The sequence below is a fragment of the Microcystis sp. M109S1 genome (genome assembly GCF_020247025.1).
GTDB lineage: Bacteria > Cyanobacteriota > Cyanobacteriia > Cyanobacteriales > Microcystaceae > Microcystis.
This window is the reverse complement of the sequence record NZ_JADBRW010000281.1, coordinates 1-15,186: the sequence shown is the minus strand read 5'-3', so window position 1 is coordinate 15,186 and position 15,186 is coordinate 1. Positions and strand designations below refer to the sequence as shown.

The following is a 15,186-nucleotide window of genomic DNA, read 5'->3' as shown; positions in this document are numbered from 1 at the left end:
GAAATTTGGAGTCAAGAGACAATTATGAAAGGGGAAATACCCGACTGGGTGAGATTACAAAAAGCCTTATCTGTAGAAGCGGAAAAAGGTTATCCCGATCTTCAGGGAAATCAGTACCGTTTTAGCGAGTTTTTCTGTCTTAGTTTCGGGGATAATCCTCCCGTGGGAATTTCCACCAGTGAGAGAAATCGCTGGCGAGAATTAGCCCAAAAATTTGCCCAATATTCCCAGTTTAATCCCAGACAAAGACAACAATTAGTCACCGAAACTCGCAATTTTTTGCAACAATTACGGCAAACTTTAGAAGCAGCCCCCACCCCCAAAGAACCAGCTGCGGCGAAAATTATTAATACCACTCCCATCACGGCAAAGGCTAATTCTCCACGGCAAGTTACCCTCGAACAACCCTTGAAATATCTAGCGGAAGTGGGAGAGAGAAAAGCTGGTCTTTTAGAAAAATTAAACCTCCACAAAGTTGAAGATTTATTATATTATTATCCCCGGGATCATATTGATTACAGTCGTCAAGTCAATATCGCTAATTTAACCGAGGGGGAAACGGTAACTTTAGTGGGGAATGTCAAGCGCTGTAATTGTTTTACTAGCCCCAAAAATACCAAGTTAGCTATCTTTGAATTGCTCTTACAGGATCGCACTGGACAGATAAAATTAAACCGTTTTTATGCGGGAACTCGCTATACTAATCGTGCTTGGCAAGAAGGACAAAAAAAACTCTATCCCGTCGGTTCGGTGGTGGCGGTTAGTGGTTTAGTCAAAGCGGGTAAATATGGGTTAACTTTAGAAAATCCTGAATTTGAATTATTAGACAGTTCTGGGGCAAGTATTGAGTCCTTAAAAATCGGGCGTATTCTGCCGGTTTATCCCCTCACCGATGGAGTACCCGCCGACCTAATTAGAAAGGCTGTAGTCGCCGCTTTTGGGGCAGTAGAGGCGATAAAAGATCCCTTGCCTTTCGGTCTCAGAAAACAATACGGATTAATCGATTTAAAAACAGCAATTACTAACATTCATTTCCCTAATAATGCCGAGATTCTCAGTCAAGCGCGACGGCGATTAGTCTTTGATGAATTCTTCTTTTTACAATTGGGGTTTCTGCGGCGGCGGCAACAGTATCGTCAGACACAGAAAAGTGCTATTTTTAGTGCTAAGGGTCAATTAATTGATCGATTTAATCAGATAATTCCCTTTCAATTAACTAATGCTCAAAAACGAGTTATTGAGGAAATTTTAGAGGATTTAGATTCTAGCACCCCGATGAATCGTCTTGTGCAGGGGGATGTGGGTTCTGGCAAAACAATTGTCGGAGTTTATGCTATTTTAGCAGCCCTACAATCCGGTTATCAAGCGGCATTAATGGCTCCCACGGAAGTTTTAGCGGAACAACATTATCGTAAGTTAGTTAGCTGGTTTAATCTCTTACATTTACCCGTAGAATTATTAACTGGTTCCACAAAAACCGCTAAAAGGCGAGAAATTCACGCCCAATTAGAGACAGGAGAATTACCACTTTTAGTGGGAACTCATGCCCTAATTCAAGATGCAGTTAATTTCCGCAAATTGGGGTTAGTTGTTATTGATGAACAGCATCGTTTTGGGGTACAACAAAGGGCAAGATTATTAAGCAAAGGAGAGTCTCCCCACGTTTTAACCATGACAGCAACACCGATTCCCCGTACTTTAGCTTTAACCCTGCATGGGGATTTAGATGTGAGTCAAATAGACGAATTACCCCCCGGCAGACAACCGATTCAAACCACCGCTTTAAATGGCAATCAAAGAAGGGCTGCCTATGATTTAATTCGCCGTGAAATTGCCCAAGGCAGACAAGCTTATGTGATTTTTCCCTTAATTGAAGAATCGGAAAAATTAGATGTGAGGGCTGCGGTGGAAGAATATCAAAATTTATCAGAAAAGATTTTTCCTAATTTTAATATCGGTTTACTCCATGGTCGCATGAGTTCCGCCGAAAAAGAGGAAATCTTAACAGCTTTTCGCGATAATATTCTACAAATTATTGTCTCAACTACGGTTATCGAAGTGGGGGTGGATGTTCCCAATGCCACGGTGATGTTAATTGAAAATGCCGAACGTTTTGGCCTTTCACAATTGCATCAATTACGGGGGCGCGTGGGCAGAGGCTCCCATCAATCCTCCTGTTTACTTTTAAGTGGCAGTAATAGTGCTAATTCCCGTCAAAGATTAACGGTTTTGGAACAATCCCAAGATGGCTTTTTTATCTCGGAAATGGATATGCGATTTCGCGGTCCGGGGGAAGTTTTAGGACAACGACAATCGGGTTTACCAGATTTTGCCCTCGCTAGTTTAGTCGAGGATCAAGAGGTGTTAGTTTTGGCAAGAGATGCCGCCGAAAAAATTATGTTAGATGATCCCCATTTAATCACTTTGCCCAATTTGAAACAAGCCTTAGAAGCTAAATATCAACGGATGTTGGGAGCGGATATTTTAACTTGATTTAGATGTTCAGTGATCAGTAAACAGTAATACTAAATCCAGTTATTAAAAACTGATTATTTATTCTCCGTTTTGCATAGCCCATACTCAACGGATTTACTATTACTTCCGATTTTATCACTCAATCCAAGCCTTTGGGGGGTTCTACCCCCCAAACCCCCCGTTGGGGGCGTGGCGCCGCCCCCAAACCCCCCGCGCATTAGTTTTTCGGTGGGATGCTTACAGACGGCTGCTGACACATCTGTAATAATTTAAGAGTCACTCCACTTGCATGAGTGCCTCTTCTGATATGTAGCCTATACTCAGTGGATTTAGTATAATCAGTAAACAGTAAACAGCGAAAAGACAGCAGCAAACTGCCATTTGATGAGGCTCACTTAATACATACTGCTCACTCAAAACTCAAAACTCAAAACTCAAAACTCAAAACTCAAAACTTAAAACTTAAAACTCAAATCTGATAACTGATAACTGATAACTGATAACTGATTCAATTAACCAAATTTAATCATTTCTCGTCCTGCCATCACGGGTAATTCCCCTTTTAAAATCGGAATCAATGTCTCGCGAATTCTGTCCGCATCGGGGGGACAACCCGGCATAAAAATATCGATGGGAATGACTTGATGGACCGGCAGCACTTGATCTAATAATTCGGGAACGATACCGGGTTCTTCTGGTAGTTGAGGTGTGTTATCTCCTAACTCTAAATAAGCCCTTTTTAGCACGGGATCGGCAGTTCCTAACATATTCCGCATAGCGGGAACATTAGCAGTCACGGCGCAATCACCAAAAGAAACGACGGTTTTGGTATTTTGGCGGACTAGATGAATTAGTTCTAAATTGTCCTGATTAGCGATCGCTCCTTCCACTAAACAGACATCGACATTTTCGGGATAGGTTTTCAGATCGCAGCCGACGGGACTATACACCACGTCAACTTTTTCGGCTAATTCTAACAGCCATTCATCCAAATCGAGGAAGGACATATGGCATCCCGAACAACCGGCTAACCAGACAGTAGCGAAGCGAATTTTACTCATAATTTTAATTCCTTGGTTGGTATTGTTGGCTGAGTTGCAATTTGGTCAAAAGGATCAAACGAAAAGAAATTCTCTTTTAAGCTATTTTTGCCTCCCGGATAAACTCTTGCATTTTTTCCTCAAAGAAAGGGGCTAAATCTAGATTTTTCCAGTCTTTAAGTAGCTCAAAAATAATCGCCTCTGATGCAAAATTTCCTGTATAGGAAATAAAAGAAAAAGGACGTTTGCTGAAATTGAGCAAACAGCTTAAAATCGTGCAATGGTCTTTTACTCCAAAACCAAGAGAACAGGTTTTATCTCGATCTTTTACTCGCCAATTATCAGCATTTTTGGCATAAATATCTAGGGCAACTAAAGCGGAATCCACCTCTCTAGAATATTTAATTAAGAGCGAATACAAAACCCTAGGCTCTTGACTGACATCAGACAAAATTTCAATTATCCGACAAGGAATACTAGAAAATTGCGCCGTCAAATTGGAGAGAGACTGACACATTTCTAGGGCTTGTAGAAATTGCGATTCCGGTGATGTGGTCATAATTATCTTGTTTGCTGAATTGAATCGGACCAAGGATATTGTTTTTGTGCCAGTAAATGCGCTTGTTGCTGCGAAAAGCCTCGATTAATCACTAAGTCAGATTCGTAGATTTCATGATTGAGAAACATCCGATCAAGATTATTCCCTTGAGCGCCAGCGAGTCTTCGCCAAGCTGCTACCATTAAACCTTCGGGAAAAAATTGATATCGAGACACTCCCGATCCAAAAGCGTAATCCTTGGCGCGTCGGATATCGATTTCCGAGATTTCGTATTGGGCAGCAATCCCTAGGATATCTTGATTATTACCCATAATCTGATCATATTCCTCCCTTACCTTGGCGGTTAATTTCTGCTCGTAGATATCTAAATGCGCCCATCGATCACTATCACCCTCCATCGATTACTTTAACGCGTCCATTGGTGTTGAGTCCTAGCGTTAACTAAAAATTCCAACTTCGAGCGATCTTCCTCTTTTTCAGAAACGGCGGAACCCTTACGGAATATCGCCCCGGTTGGACAAGCGGCAACACATTTGCCGCAGGAAGTACAGGCAGAAACGCTGCCCCAAGGCTGATCCATTCCCGCAATAATTTTATCTTTTTCGCCGCGATAAGCCAGATCCCAAACGTGCGCCCCTTCAATTTCATCGCAGACTCGCACACAACGGGTACAGAGAACACAACGATTATGATCGATACCGAAAAGATGATGGGAAATATCCACTTCTCGCTTGGGAAAACGATAGGGAAAACGACTATGATCCATACCCACTTCGATGGCTAAATCTTGTAATTCACAGTTACCATTAGCCACACAAACTGCACAAACGTGATTGCCTTCAGCGAATAATAATTCCACCGTCATGCGGCGATATTCTTTCAGTTTTGGGGTATCGGTATGAACCACCATTCCTTCCGCCACCTCCGTTACACAGGCGGGTAATAATTTATTAATACCTTCAATTTCTACCAAACATAAGCGACAGGCGGCCACTTCGGAAACCCCATCGAGATGACAGAGGGCGGGAATTTTTATTCCTACCTGACTAGCTGCCGCCAGAACTCGCGAACCTGCTTCGATCGCTACATCTTTGCCATCAATGCTTAAAGTGATTACGGACATAAAAATTATTCTCCTTGAGGATAATATCCCTCTCCTTCCATAGGCCACGGTTTGCCACCAAAGGTGGGATTTTTACAGAAAGTTTTAACCTAGACAATCGGCTAAGTCTTTTGCGGGGGTGGTAATCGGCTGCAGGTGATAGGTATCGGCGAGGAATTTCAGGACGTTAGGGGAGATAAATGCCGGTAAAGTTGGTCCCAGACGGATATTTTGCATACCTAGATGCAGCAGGGTGAGCAGTACAGCGATCGCTTTTTGTTCGTACCAAGAGATAATTAGGGATAGGGGTATCTCGTTGACGCTAACGTTAAAAGCGTTGGCTAATCCTAGGGCGATTTTGATGGCACTATAGGCATCGTTACATTGTCCCAAATCCATTAGCCGGGGTAATCCTTCGATGCTACCTAATTGTTTGTCGAAAAAGCGGAATTTTCCGCAGGCAAGGGTTAAAACGATACAATCTTCGGGAACTTGTTCCACAAATTCGGTGTAGTAATTGCGATCGGGTTTTGCCCCATCGCAGCCACCAACTAGGAAGAAGTGACGGATTTTACCCTGTTTAAGGGCATCAACCACCGTATCAGCGACACTGAGGACGGTATTGTGGGCAAATCCTACCATTACCTGCCGAGGTTCGCTTATTTCAGTAAATCCGGGCAATGACAGTGCTTTAGCAATCACGGGACTAAAATCGATCGCACCGTCAACTGTTTCTAAGCGGTTAATATGGGCATAACCCACAGGTCCGAGGGTAAAGAGTTTACTTTCATAGTTTTCGTGGGGGGGCATGAGACAATTAGTAGTTAAAACTATTGCCCCCGGAAACTTAGCAAATTCTTTAGTTTGATTTTGCCAAGCGGTTCCATAATGACCGTAGAGATGGGGATATTTTTCTTTTAGTTTTGGATAACCGTGAGCGGGTAATAATTCTCCGTGGGTATAGACTGTTATGCCAGTATTGGCAGTTTGTGCCAGTAAAGCTGCCAATTGTTTAATATCATGGCCGGAGACTAAAATGGCTTTACCTAAACGCGGATTTAAGGGAACATTTGTCGGTATGGGATGACCGTAGGTTTCGGTATGACCTTGATCTAATAATTCCATGGCCCGCAGGTTTGCTGCCCCGACTTTTAGACAGATTGCCACCCAATCATTCAGGTTTAAATCCCCCCGATCAATTGCCGCTAAAGTCTCTTGGATAACCTGATAAACCGAGTCATCCTCTTGACCTAATTCCTGAGCGTGGAAAGTATAGGAAGCAAGACCTTTAACTCCGTAGATAGCGGTTAACTTTAGGGAAAAAATATCGATGTCCTGCACTTTTTCAATTAGTTCTAAGGATACTTCTTGACCTTGGCTAACTAGGCTCTCATTAAAATTAGGCTGATAGTTGGCAAGTGCAGACCAGTCCAGGGATCCCAATTGTGCTTTTAAATTTTCCCGAATCTCTAAACAACGCTGAATATAATCGGTAAAACGTCGTTGATCGAAGTTCACATTGGTCATGGTGGCGAAAAGCGACTCACAGGTAAAAATATCGGCTTCGCGAGTAGATATCGCCGCTTCTTTGGCTTTTAAAACTACCGATGCTAATCCCCGCAGACAATAAACTAATAAGTCTTGAACAGCGTTGACTTCGGGACTTTTTCCACAGGATCCCCACTGATGGCAACCATTACCACTAGCGGTTTGTTCGCATTGTTCACAAAACATAAGTTTTCTCTCTTTTTTTCAGTAGATTGACAGATTGTTGCGATTTGTTCTACTAAGTTCAATCCCGCTTTTTTGAAAGTTATTTATTAGCCTTCACCCGGCAAGAATTATGGATTTTACGACTGGAAAGCTTGTCTTGACAGCCTCTCCTCTCTGAACTATGTTTTTATTCTCTCACTCTTTTTACCAGTTGGGTTCTGATTTTATATTTCCTCAAGAATTACCGATTAAACAATTATTTAGTTGTCTTATTTAAATTAAGTATTTTTGATGATTTTTATGATATAATGAGCGAAATTTTCGATTTTTAGGCGGTCAATTATACTAAATCCCTTGAGTATAGGCTACATATCAAGAGAGGCACTCATGCAAGAGGCAAAGGGGAGAATAAATAATCAGTTTTTGATAACCAGATTTAGTATAATTTCTGATATGTCAAATCAAGAAACTAAACCAGCATCTATTTCTCTGAATGCTAGGAAGCAATCTGTTGATTTTCCTCAAAACCCTGAACAGCCACTTCTAGTTGAAGAATTGGAATGGTCAGAAACCGAGGTCAAAGAATCTTATTATCACCTCCAACACCTTGAAAATGATTGGAATGCACCTAAAATAAATATTTATTACAAGCTTTAATCGAGGTGATTTAAAACTTTGCTTCTAGTCCAGCTTGTTTGCAAATGACATTGGCTGTTACTTTATCAATAGTACGGTATCTTTTAATGGGAATAGTTTTTTCTCCATTGGTATAGATAGAGTGATTCCCGCCTTCCCTGAGAAGATAAAAACCATTTTCTTCAAAATATTTGATTAGATCTCTGCGTTTTACTGACATCTTAAATACTTAGATAAATTGATTCTAACAAGCATTCTTCTAGAGGAATCGGTTGGTTTTGTTGTTGATAGGCTAAAATCATTTCAAAGAGAGCATCTTTGAGCATTTCTCGACATTCTTCTAAGGTTGCTCCTTCGGTAATCACTTCTGGCCATTCTATCAGTTGTCCCATGTAACCAGAGGGAATTTTTGTATATTTAGCAGTATATTGATTGAGCATAGTTATCTCTTTTTTTATCTACTTAACTTAGCAATGATTGAAACCGCTCATCTCCCCGAATCTGCTCAAAATCTTGATCCGTTTTCGCCATATCTTGATATTCGGTATGGAGGTTGTCAGTCAGGAATTATTGCATCAATCATTTCTCTCCGATTCTTGCGATAAATATAGAAATCGCTATCTAAAGTTAACACAGAACTGCTTTCAATTAATTCAGTCATCCTCACCAAACAAGCATCAGCAAAAGACATGGGAACGGATTGATAACGCTGTCTTAACTCTCGGATGACTTTGACTTCATCATTTAGGCTAAAATCTATTTTAATTGTTCCCCGTTCAATTAAAGACATTATTGCATCTTCACTCCCATAAACATCTTGTAAAATAAAACAGGATTCAGTGATAACTGCCTCACAAGTTAATAAAGGTTTGGCAACTTTTTCCCATTGCTGAATTGCCCAATTGTGATAATTATCACTCCGGTCGAGAACGGCGACTAAGACCCCCGTATCTAGAATTACTCTTTTAAGCATATTAGACTAGATGCTTTTTTTTAAATTCCCTCTTTTTTAGGGATAAATCTCCTTTACCACTGTCTAAACACCCCACTAAGTCTCCGGCTGATTCTAAAGCAGAAATTTCTCTTTCTTCCTCATGAATTGCTGTCTTATCTGCTTTAAGTTGCAAAAATTCAATAAACTCTATTACTTGTTGTTGTTGTTGTGGGTTGAGGGTTTGCAGTTTTTCTAAAATGGTTTGTTGGTGGGTGGTTGCCAGTGTCATAGCAATTGTTCTCCTGATAGGATAGAAAGTTGTGACTTAAGAGTTATTATACCCTAATTCTGATGATAGGATTGCTTTCGACATAGATAGTTATCTCTTTTTGGGTTTTCTTAACTTAGCAATGATTGAAACCGCTCATCTCCCCGAATCTGCTCAAAATCCTTATCCGTTTTCGCCATATCTTGATATTCGACATCAAGATTGATGGCGCGTTGTAAGTTTCCTAAGATTTAATAATGTTCTGGCAATATATTTTAGCTGTTGCTACTGAGATAACAGATTGACAACTAATCAAAAAGTTCATACCTAATAAACCATCTACCCGCAAAACTGCTGGAATATTGTAGGCCATAACTTCAAAATTTTTGAGAAGTTGTCCTATACAATTAAACCAAGCAATTTGAATTATAGGTATCGGAGGGGTAGTTCCTTTGCCAGTTACTATTGTTTGCTTGCTTTGAGGATTATTTAGATTGTAACCTAAATCTTCTAAGATTTTGACAGGCAATATTGTCATACTAGAGCCTGTATCAACCAATAAAGTAACTCGATAAAAATCTCCCTTATTTATTCCGCCAATCATGGCATTAATTTTAAACAAATTTTGACCATGACGCAGCAATGACTGAGGTTTATTATAAGTCATATAATCACCACTATATTATCAGGAATAATGCCAGTGTATTCAATAGCTACTGGTTGTCCTTGTCGTAAAGAAAGTTGATTATAAACTTCATCTCTGTTGGCTGAATGGGTTAAAACTTGTCCTTGAATAACATTAAGTTCCTCATCTAGTTCAGGATTGAGGATTAGTACCCATTGCTCCGGATAAAACTGACAGATTTCTTGTCTGCTTAGAAGATTTGGACTTTCTGTTTGAGATAGGGTAGTAGCTTTCATAATTGTTAATTATTTAAAGTTAAATTGTCTTACTTAATTATACTATAAACAGAGTTATTCGTCAATATTAACCAACAATCTCTGAAACCGCTCATCTCCCCGAATCTGCTCAAAATCTTGATCCGTTTTCGCCATATCCTGATATTCGACATCAAGATTGATGGCGCGTTGTAAGTTTTCGATAGCTAATTCTACATTGTTTTGTAAGCCATAACAAACAGCTTTATTGTAGTAAGCATTAGCATCATTTGAATGAATTTTAATAGATCGATCAAAAGATTCTAGTGCATCTTTATATCGTCCCATACAAGTTAAAGCATATCCTCGATTATCCCAAGCTTCATGGTAATCGGGTTTAATTTCTAAAGCTCGATCGTAAGATGCGATCGCTTCTTCATACCTTCCTAAGTCATCTAACGCACTCCCTCGGTTGTACCAAGCTTCATGAAAATCGGGTTTAATTTCTAAAGCTTGATCGTAAGATGCGATCGCTTCTTCATACCTTCCTAAGTTATCTAACGCAATCCCTCGGTTGTACCAAGCTTCATGGAAATCGGGTTTAATTTCTAAAGCTCGATCGTAAGATGCGATCGCTTCTTCATACCTTCCTAAGTTATCTAACGCAATCCCTCGGTTGTTCCAAGCTTGATGGTCATCGGGTTTAATTTCTAAAGCTTGATCGTAGGATGCGATCGCTTCTTCATACCTTCCTAAATTACCTAACGCAATCCCTCGGTTGTACCAAGCTTCATGGTAATCGGGTTTAATTTCTAAAGCTTGATCGTAGGATGCGATCGCTTGTTCATACCTTCCTAAGTTACCTAACGCAACCCCTCGGTTTGTCCAAGCTTCATGCTTATCGGGTTTAATTTCTAAAGCTCGATCCCAAGATGCGATCGCTTGTTCGTATTCTTTTCCCATTGCATGAATTAAACCTTTTTCATGCCACAATTGAGATGCTCGAACAGGATCGAGAGATGGGGAATCGCTTAAATAGGCCTTAATTTCGGCCAACTTTTCCTGTCGTTGTTGGGGAGTGAATTGCTGATAGGTATCGAGATCGCTGTCTAAATAAACCAGTCTTATAATTTCTCTGTGCAATATGTCCTTATCGGTCGGAAATTCATAAACTCCCGAATACCAATCAAAAAAATCCGACGCACGACGAATAAAATACCGCAAGGCAAATTCCGGCAATAAGAATACTAAAGTAAAGGGAAATTGCCGCTCAAATCGCTCACGGGATAGGTTTAAATAGCCTAAAATCTTAGGAACTCCGGCCCAGGTTCCTCCATAAACTGGACTTTGACTCGACAAGAAATAGCCTTGACTTTCCGCTTCTTCGTAGCGCAGTAGTGCATTTTCTAAACCTCGCACAAAAAGAATGTTTAGATTGGTATAATTTGGTAGATCGACAATTTTCTCATACAAATTATCGGTTTCTGAATCAAGTTGCAGGACTTGAATATTTTTATTGGGTAAATCTTGACTGATTCCCCGAATAATCTCATCAGCTTGCACGGGAGAACAGCGAACAAAGAGTAAATTAAAGCCATTTTTTCGTCTGAGCGATCGCAGTAATGCTTGATAGGATTCTGCTGCTGTTAGGGGTTGCTCTTCTAGCAATCCTTCAAAATCCGATTCCTGAGAGTTAGTTAAGGGTTTTACTTTTTGGTTTGTCATTATTATATGTAGCTGTATTCAGAGTTATGAGGTACAATGATTTTCTTACCTGTTCCCTGTTTCCCGCTCCCCATTCATAATTCATCATTCATAATTCATCATTAAACTCCTTAATTTCGGTAATTAAAGGATGCACATCATACCAACTTTTTAACTCTGCATCTGCATCAAAATAAGCATATTGTAAAACACAACGATTGAATAATAATTTACGATGAGCTTCATCATTTTGAATTTCGTTGGTACGATGTACCTTAGCCAGAATTTTCCACTGCTCGTGTTCTACTGTTCTCCGATAGACATCTCTAGCTTGGGTTATTGCTCTTTGAGCAGCTTTTGCGGTAATGGGTAAAGCATCCACATGATCTAAAGCGGTTTGCATTAATAAAATTAAGTTTCGTACATGACCTCCAGTCATTAAACATAATCGCTCCAGAACTTCTTGACTTTCAAAAATATCTGTTTCTAGCTTTTTCGTTGGTAAAAATTGCTGGGTTCTTTTCTCAATAATAGCCTTAATTTTTGCTATACCATCAGGATTAATAGTACGATCAAGATTGCGGATCATAATCATCGGTAAAACCATCGGGTCATTATCATAAATATCGCGGAGATCATTGGCCCGATTAGAATAGGCCATTGAAATAGGTATAGTATAAATCAAATGACAATTTAACCCCTTTAATTGATCGGCTCGATCTAAAAAAATCTCATCATGATTAGTTTTATGATCTCGCCGATTTATTGGTACAATGCGATCTAAGTTATCAACAATTACCACTAATTTTTTTGAATCATCTAAGACAGTTTTGCTATTATCGATAAACTCATTTAGTGCTGTTAACAGCGTAACAGTATGAGGATTAATTTTATTTCTTATTTCTTGTCTTTGACTGGGAATTGCCCGAATCGCCGCAGACAATTTACCAAAATATTTAATTAAATCTCCTGTTTCTAGTTTAACATCTTCAACTTTAATCTCTGTTAAAGCTAAATCAATTAAATCCTGCCAACGGGATTTAATCCAGTTTTTTAAGGGGGTTGAATTAGCCTGTTTTAGTTGTTCTAATAAATGGCGCGTACAGGCAATGAGAATATCTGTATATTGAGCATCTTCTGGATCGATATCATCTTCATCTGCCGCAAAATAAACAACAAAACAATTTTTTTGCTCTAGATATTTTTTCAGGCGCAATAATTCCGTGGATTTCCCCCCTCCTCGATGTCCTGTGTAGAGTTGATGGGTGTACTCTGTTGGCAGCGCACGAATAATTTTTCTGCCTAAATCTAGACGGACATCGGCATCCGCTCTCACTGCTTTTAGATCTACATAAAAGGGACTATCGGCAGGTAAAGGAACTGGTTTAAAGGCATGAGCAAGATTAGCGATTAATTGTTCAGACATAGGCGACGATAGCTTGATTGATGTCATTATTATAACAATACTTATTTACAAGATGTTATACCAAATCCGCTTTTAATATTACGATGAACTCCCGATCGAACTTCAAAAACCCAGTTAGGGATTTTTCTCCCACTTCCCACTCCCGATTAAAATTGAATTTCACTCATATCTAGGGATAAAAAGCGATCGAGTCCTAAATACATCCAATAAATAGAGTTTGGGGATTCCTGAATAGTTTTTTGAAATCCCAAGTCTGCGGCTAATTTCTCATAATCGGGATGGATAATCAAGGTATGTAAATCGCAGAGATTAGGAAAATCTAAGGTCATTCTCTGGAGAGTTTTTTGGGCATCTTGCAGGAAGATTAAACGATATTTCTCTAAATAATTAGCATCAATCATCCAACTGCGAATAAATACCGAAAGACAATTTTCATCTCCCACGGATGCCATTTTAAAAGGATCCTGTTCGTTGATCGCACTTAGATGTAAACTCTTGTTAGGAGAGGTAAAAAAATTCGCTTCCGACTCGTTCGCAGTGGGATAGAGGAGATAAAAACCGACGGGATTAAGATTATCTACCCGACGCAAAACTCGCATACCTGTAGTGTAATCTTTTGCCCAACCCCGCAACAGACGAGAAATGCGATGGGGAATTGCTTCAGCATTGCGATTCATCCAGTTATAATTGCCTGTCAGCAAGTTAGCTACAGGAATCGCATCACAACGGGGATTAAATTGATCTAATTGCAATTCTACAGATGATTCTGAGCTATCAGGCTCTAAAATCCCCGCAATTGGTTTGATTTTAACTCTGGTTGTGTTGCCGTCAAAAAATTTTTCAATTAAACCAAGGGCTGCTAATTTATCTAACATCATCCCAGCAGAGCGATCGCTGCCCTGGTCCTGATCCTGATAAAATAAATCCGATGCTTGTCGATGGGTACAGATAATGGCAGTGGTGGGAAAAATTAACTGGAATAAAGGGGGTTTTACCTGTCCCTCGTTGGCGATCGCATAAATCCAGAGACGCAGAAAACAAGTGGCACGCACCCGGGTTAATCCTACTTTCCCCACCAAGCGATCGATCATCTGTTCTTGTTTTTCCCAAGAATACCAAATTTTCAGATGTTTAATCTCCATCTTTTTGGTCCTAGATTCTAACAACGATTATACTTCATAAGCTAAACGGCGCTTAACCTGCATGATCCAATAGCTATAACCCTTTTGGAGTCTATATCGGTGATCCGAAGTAAAAGCCGTTTAGCTTACTTCACCCCACTTCACCCTAATTCCCCCCAGTTCTCAACCCTCCCCCGACTAGATAGCGCTCATTGTTGTTGCATCCTTAGAACAGACAGAATGGGTGCAGAAACGTTTAGGAGACGATTATGAACGATAAAAAATACGGTACTGCTCCCAGTCATACTCAAGCGTGGATTTTTCAAACTTGGTTATCTTTTATTGTCTCTATTTCTGCCACTTCTTTAGGGGTTGTTTATCTGCCAGTAGATCCGTGGATTAAAGGTTATTTAGGCATGGGTTTACTATTTACCGTCGGTTCCACCATTAATTTATCAAAAACTGTCCGCGATGTCGAAGAATCTAAACGCTTAATTAATCGCATTGATGAAGTAAAGTTAGAACGGATATTGACTCAGTACGATCCTTATAAGGATTAGTTTTTCCCAGTTATTGGTTATCAGTTTTTTCGATTATTCTCACCCTTTTTTATGACTTAGGAGAGTTTATATGCTATTTACAACTAATCTCATCGGTGTGACCAAAGGAATAATTTCTCTTTTACAAAATCTGGGTAACATTCTGTCTGTATATGATATTGAAGATGGCTTAAAAGAGAGTTGTTTACAGCGATTATCTTGGCGATATGTTAAAAGCGATCCCCTAAGGGAGCATCTCACCTTTGTAACTCCTAAATTAAGTTTTATGTCAAGCTATTTTGAAAGCCTTGCTAGAAGACAGTTTCATCGACAAGTATAATTACTCACTTGCAAAAATGAGATGCCTCCTCCCTAATAAATAAACAAACCAATAGATACTTGAGGCAATGATGATTGCAGAATTAAATATCCGGTTAGAAGCCCACGAAAAAACAACCGAAGAGATAAGGGTACGGAAAGAAGATATCGACCAGCAGTCGGCCGAGTTTAACCAATGGATGACCAGAATCAAAGCAAGGCTGGAGGCAATCGCAGGCAAGATCGAACGGGCCAAAAACAACACCAAGTAGAGCGAACGCAAAGCGCTCGCTACGCCAGATCGCATTCTCTCGCTCAAAGGAAAAGGTGCTTCATCGAAAATTTTGGGTGGGAAACCCCGCCGTTCTAGGTTGGCTTTACGTTAGAATTAAAAAGACCGTCTCGAAAACCAAGTGGGCGGACAGCACCTTGAAAACTCGGCTTAGGGGGTTCGGTTCAGAAAAGCTTGTCC

The 15,186-nt window shown here is 40.0% G+C and carries 20 protein-coding genes and 1 pseudogene; 5 read left to right on the top strand and 16 right to left on the bottom strand.

Annotation, left to right across the window (positions count from 1 at the left end):
- Nucleotides 1-24 precede the first annotated feature (24 nt).
- A complete protein-coding gene (recG, locus tag IM322_RS14065) occupies nucleotides 25-2,493 on the top strand; it encodes an ATP-dependent DNA helicase RecG (RefSeq protein WP_287675492.1) in 2,469 nt (822 codons plus the stop codon).
- Nucleotides 2,494-2,987: 494 nt separating this feature from the next.
- Here the strand turns inward: recG and IM322_RS14060 are convergent, their stop codons facing one another.
- From IM322_RS14060 to hcp, 5 genes are all read right to left on the bottom strand, one after another.
- Nucleotides 2,988-3,536, bottom strand: coding sequence for an NADH-quinone oxidoreductase subunit B family protein (locus IM322_RS14060; protein ID WP_002740992.1), 549 nt, complete (start codon nucleotides 3,534-3,536; stop codon nucleotides 2,988-2,990).
- A 76-nt stretch (nucleotides 3,537-3,612) separates the two neighbouring features.
- On the bottom strand, nucleotides 3,613-4,074 hold the full coding sequence (locus IM322_RS14055; RefSeq protein ID WP_287675491.1) for a hypothetical protein: 462 nt from the start codon (nucleotides 4,072-4,074) through the stop codon (nucleotides 3,613-3,615).
- A gap of 2 nt (nucleotides 4,075-4,076) precedes the next feature.
- A complete protein-coding gene (locus IM322_RS14050; RefSeq protein ID WP_287675490.1) occupies nucleotides 4,077-4,472 on the bottom strand; it encodes a ribonuclease H family protein in 396 nt (131 codons plus the stop codon).
- An 8-nt stretch (nucleotides 4,473-4,480) separates the two neighbouring features.
- Complete coding sequence (hoxU, locus tag IM322_RS14045) at nucleotides 4,481-5,197, bottom strand: bidirectional hydrogenase complex protein HoxU (protein WP_002794250.1); 717 nt, start codon at nucleotides 5,195-5,197, stop codon at nucleotides 4,481-4,483.
- A gap of 84 nt (nucleotides 5,198-5,281) precedes the next feature.
- Nucleotides 5,282-6,910, bottom strand: coding sequence for a hydroxylamine reductase (hcp, locus tag IM322_RS14040; RefSeq protein WP_287675489.1), 1,629 nt, complete (start codon nucleotides 6,908-6,910; stop codon nucleotides 5,282-5,284).
- Nucleotides 6,911-7,276: 366 nt separating this feature from the next.
- Between hcp and IM322_RS14035 the strand changes: the two genes are divergently transcribed.
- Nucleotides 7,277-7,546, top strand: a complete 270-nt coding sequence (locus IM322_RS14035; RefSeq protein WP_286824216.1) for a hypothetical protein — start codon at nucleotides 7,277-7,279, stop codon at nucleotides 7,544-7,546.
- A 10-nt stretch (nucleotides 7,547-7,556) separates the two neighbouring features.
- On the opposite strand, the gene IM322_RS14030 is transcribed toward IM322_RS14035, so the two are convergent.
- The 11 genes and pseudogenes from IM322_RS14030 to IM322_RS13990 form a co-directional block, all read right to left on the bottom strand.
- Nucleotides 7,557-7,745 carry a type II toxin-antitoxin system HicA family toxin gene (locus IM322_RS14030; protein WP_287675488.1) on the bottom strand — a complete coding sequence of 63 codons (189 nt, stop codon included), beginning with the start codon at nucleotides 7,743-7,745 and terminating at the stop codon, nucleotides 7,557-7,559.
- Between the two features lies 1 nt (nucleotide 7,746).
- The gene (locus IM322_RS14025; RefSeq protein ID WP_272076921.1) at nucleotides 7,747-7,965 is read right to left on the bottom strand and encodes a type II toxin-antitoxin system HicB family antitoxin; all 219 of its coding nucleotides are present in this window, start codon (nucleotides 7,963-7,965) and stop codon (nucleotides 7,747-7,749) included.
- Nucleotides 7,966-7,987: 22 nt separating this feature from the next.
- Nucleotides 7,988-8,089, bottom strand: coding sequence for a TPR end-of-group domain-containing protein (locus IM322_RS23725; RefSeq protein WP_416361023.1), 102 nt, complete (start codon nucleotides 8,087-8,089; stop codon nucleotides 7,988-7,990).
- The gene (locus tag IM322_RS14020) at nucleotides 8,082-8,498 is read right to left on the bottom strand and encodes a type II toxin-antitoxin system VapC family toxin (RefSeq protein ID WP_287675487.1); all 417 of its coding nucleotides are present in this window, start codon (nucleotides 8,496-8,498) and stop codon (nucleotides 8,082-8,084) included. Before IM322_RS14020 ends, IM322_RS23725 begins: the two co-directional genes overlap by 8 nt.
- 1 nt (nucleotide 8,499) lies before the next feature.
- Complete coding sequence (locus IM322_RS14015; RefSeq protein WP_287675486.1) at nucleotides 8,500-8,748, bottom strand: hypothetical protein; 249 nt, start codon at nucleotides 8,746-8,748, stop codon at nucleotides 8,500-8,502.
- Between the two features lie 110 nt (nucleotides 8,749-8,858).
- Nucleotides 8,859-8,969 (bottom strand): annotated as a pseudogene (locus tag IM322_RS23720) (TPR end-of-group domain-containing protein); the annotation flags it as partial.
- 2 nt (nucleotides 8,970-8,971) lie between these two features.
- A complete protein-coding gene (locus tag IM322_RS14010) occupies nucleotides 8,972-9,394 on the bottom strand; it encodes a retropepsin-like aspartic protease (protein WP_287675485.1) in 423 nt (140 codons plus the stop codon).
- On the bottom strand, nucleotides 9,391-9,648 hold the full coding sequence (locus IM322_RS14005) for a hypothetical protein (protein ID WP_287675484.1): 258 nt from the start codon (nucleotides 9,646-9,648) through the stop codon (nucleotides 9,391-9,393). The genes IM322_RS14010 and IM322_RS14005 overlap by 4 nt, the downstream gene beginning before the upstream one ends.
- Before the next feature lie 54 nt (nucleotides 9,649-9,702).
- The gene (locus IM322_RS14000) at nucleotides 9,703-11,331 is read right to left on the bottom strand and encodes a tetratricopeptide repeat protein (protein WP_287713240.1); all 1,629 of its coding nucleotides are present in this window, start codon (nucleotides 11,329-11,331) and stop codon (nucleotides 9,703-9,705) included.
- Nucleotides 11,332-11,419: 88 nt separating this feature from the next.
- A complete protein-coding gene (locus IM322_RS13995) occupies nucleotides 11,420-12,736 on the bottom strand; it encodes a P-loop NTPase fold protein (protein WP_287672894.1) in 1,317 nt (438 codons plus the stop codon).
- 146 nt (nucleotides 12,737-12,882) lie between these two features.
- Nucleotides 12,883-13,878, bottom strand: coding sequence for a hypothetical protein (locus IM322_RS13990; protein WP_287672892.1), 996 nt, complete (start codon nucleotides 13,876-13,878; stop codon nucleotides 12,883-12,885).
- Between the two features lie 248 nt (nucleotides 13,879-14,126).
- On the opposite strand from IM322_RS13990, the gene IM322_RS13985 reads away from it, so the two are divergent.
- The 3 genes from IM322_RS13985 to IM322_RS13975 all read left to right on the top strand — a co-directional run bounded on the left by IM322_RS13985 (nucleotide 14,127) and on the right by IM322_RS13975 (nucleotide 14,986).
- Nucleotides 14,127-14,417 (top strand): YiaA/YiaB family inner membrane protein, encoded by a 291-nt coding sequence (locus IM322_RS13985; protein WP_024970485.1) that lies wholly within the window; start codon nucleotides 14,127-14,129, stop codon nucleotides 14,415-14,417.
- Between the two features lie 70 nt (nucleotides 14,418-14,487).
- The gene (locus tag IM322_RS13980; RefSeq protein WP_287672890.1) at nucleotides 14,488-14,736 is read left to right on the top strand and encodes a hypothetical protein; all 249 of its coding nucleotides are present in this window, start codon (nucleotides 14,488-14,490) and stop codon (nucleotides 14,734-14,736) included.
- Nucleotides 14,737-14,803: 67 nt separating this feature from the next.
- Entirely contained in the window at nucleotides 14,804-14,986 is a 183-nt protein-coding gene (locus IM322_RS13975; protein ID WP_287672888.1) for a hypothetical protein, read from the top strand.
- The last annotated feature ends 200 nt before the right edge of the window (nucleotides 14,987-15,186 follow it).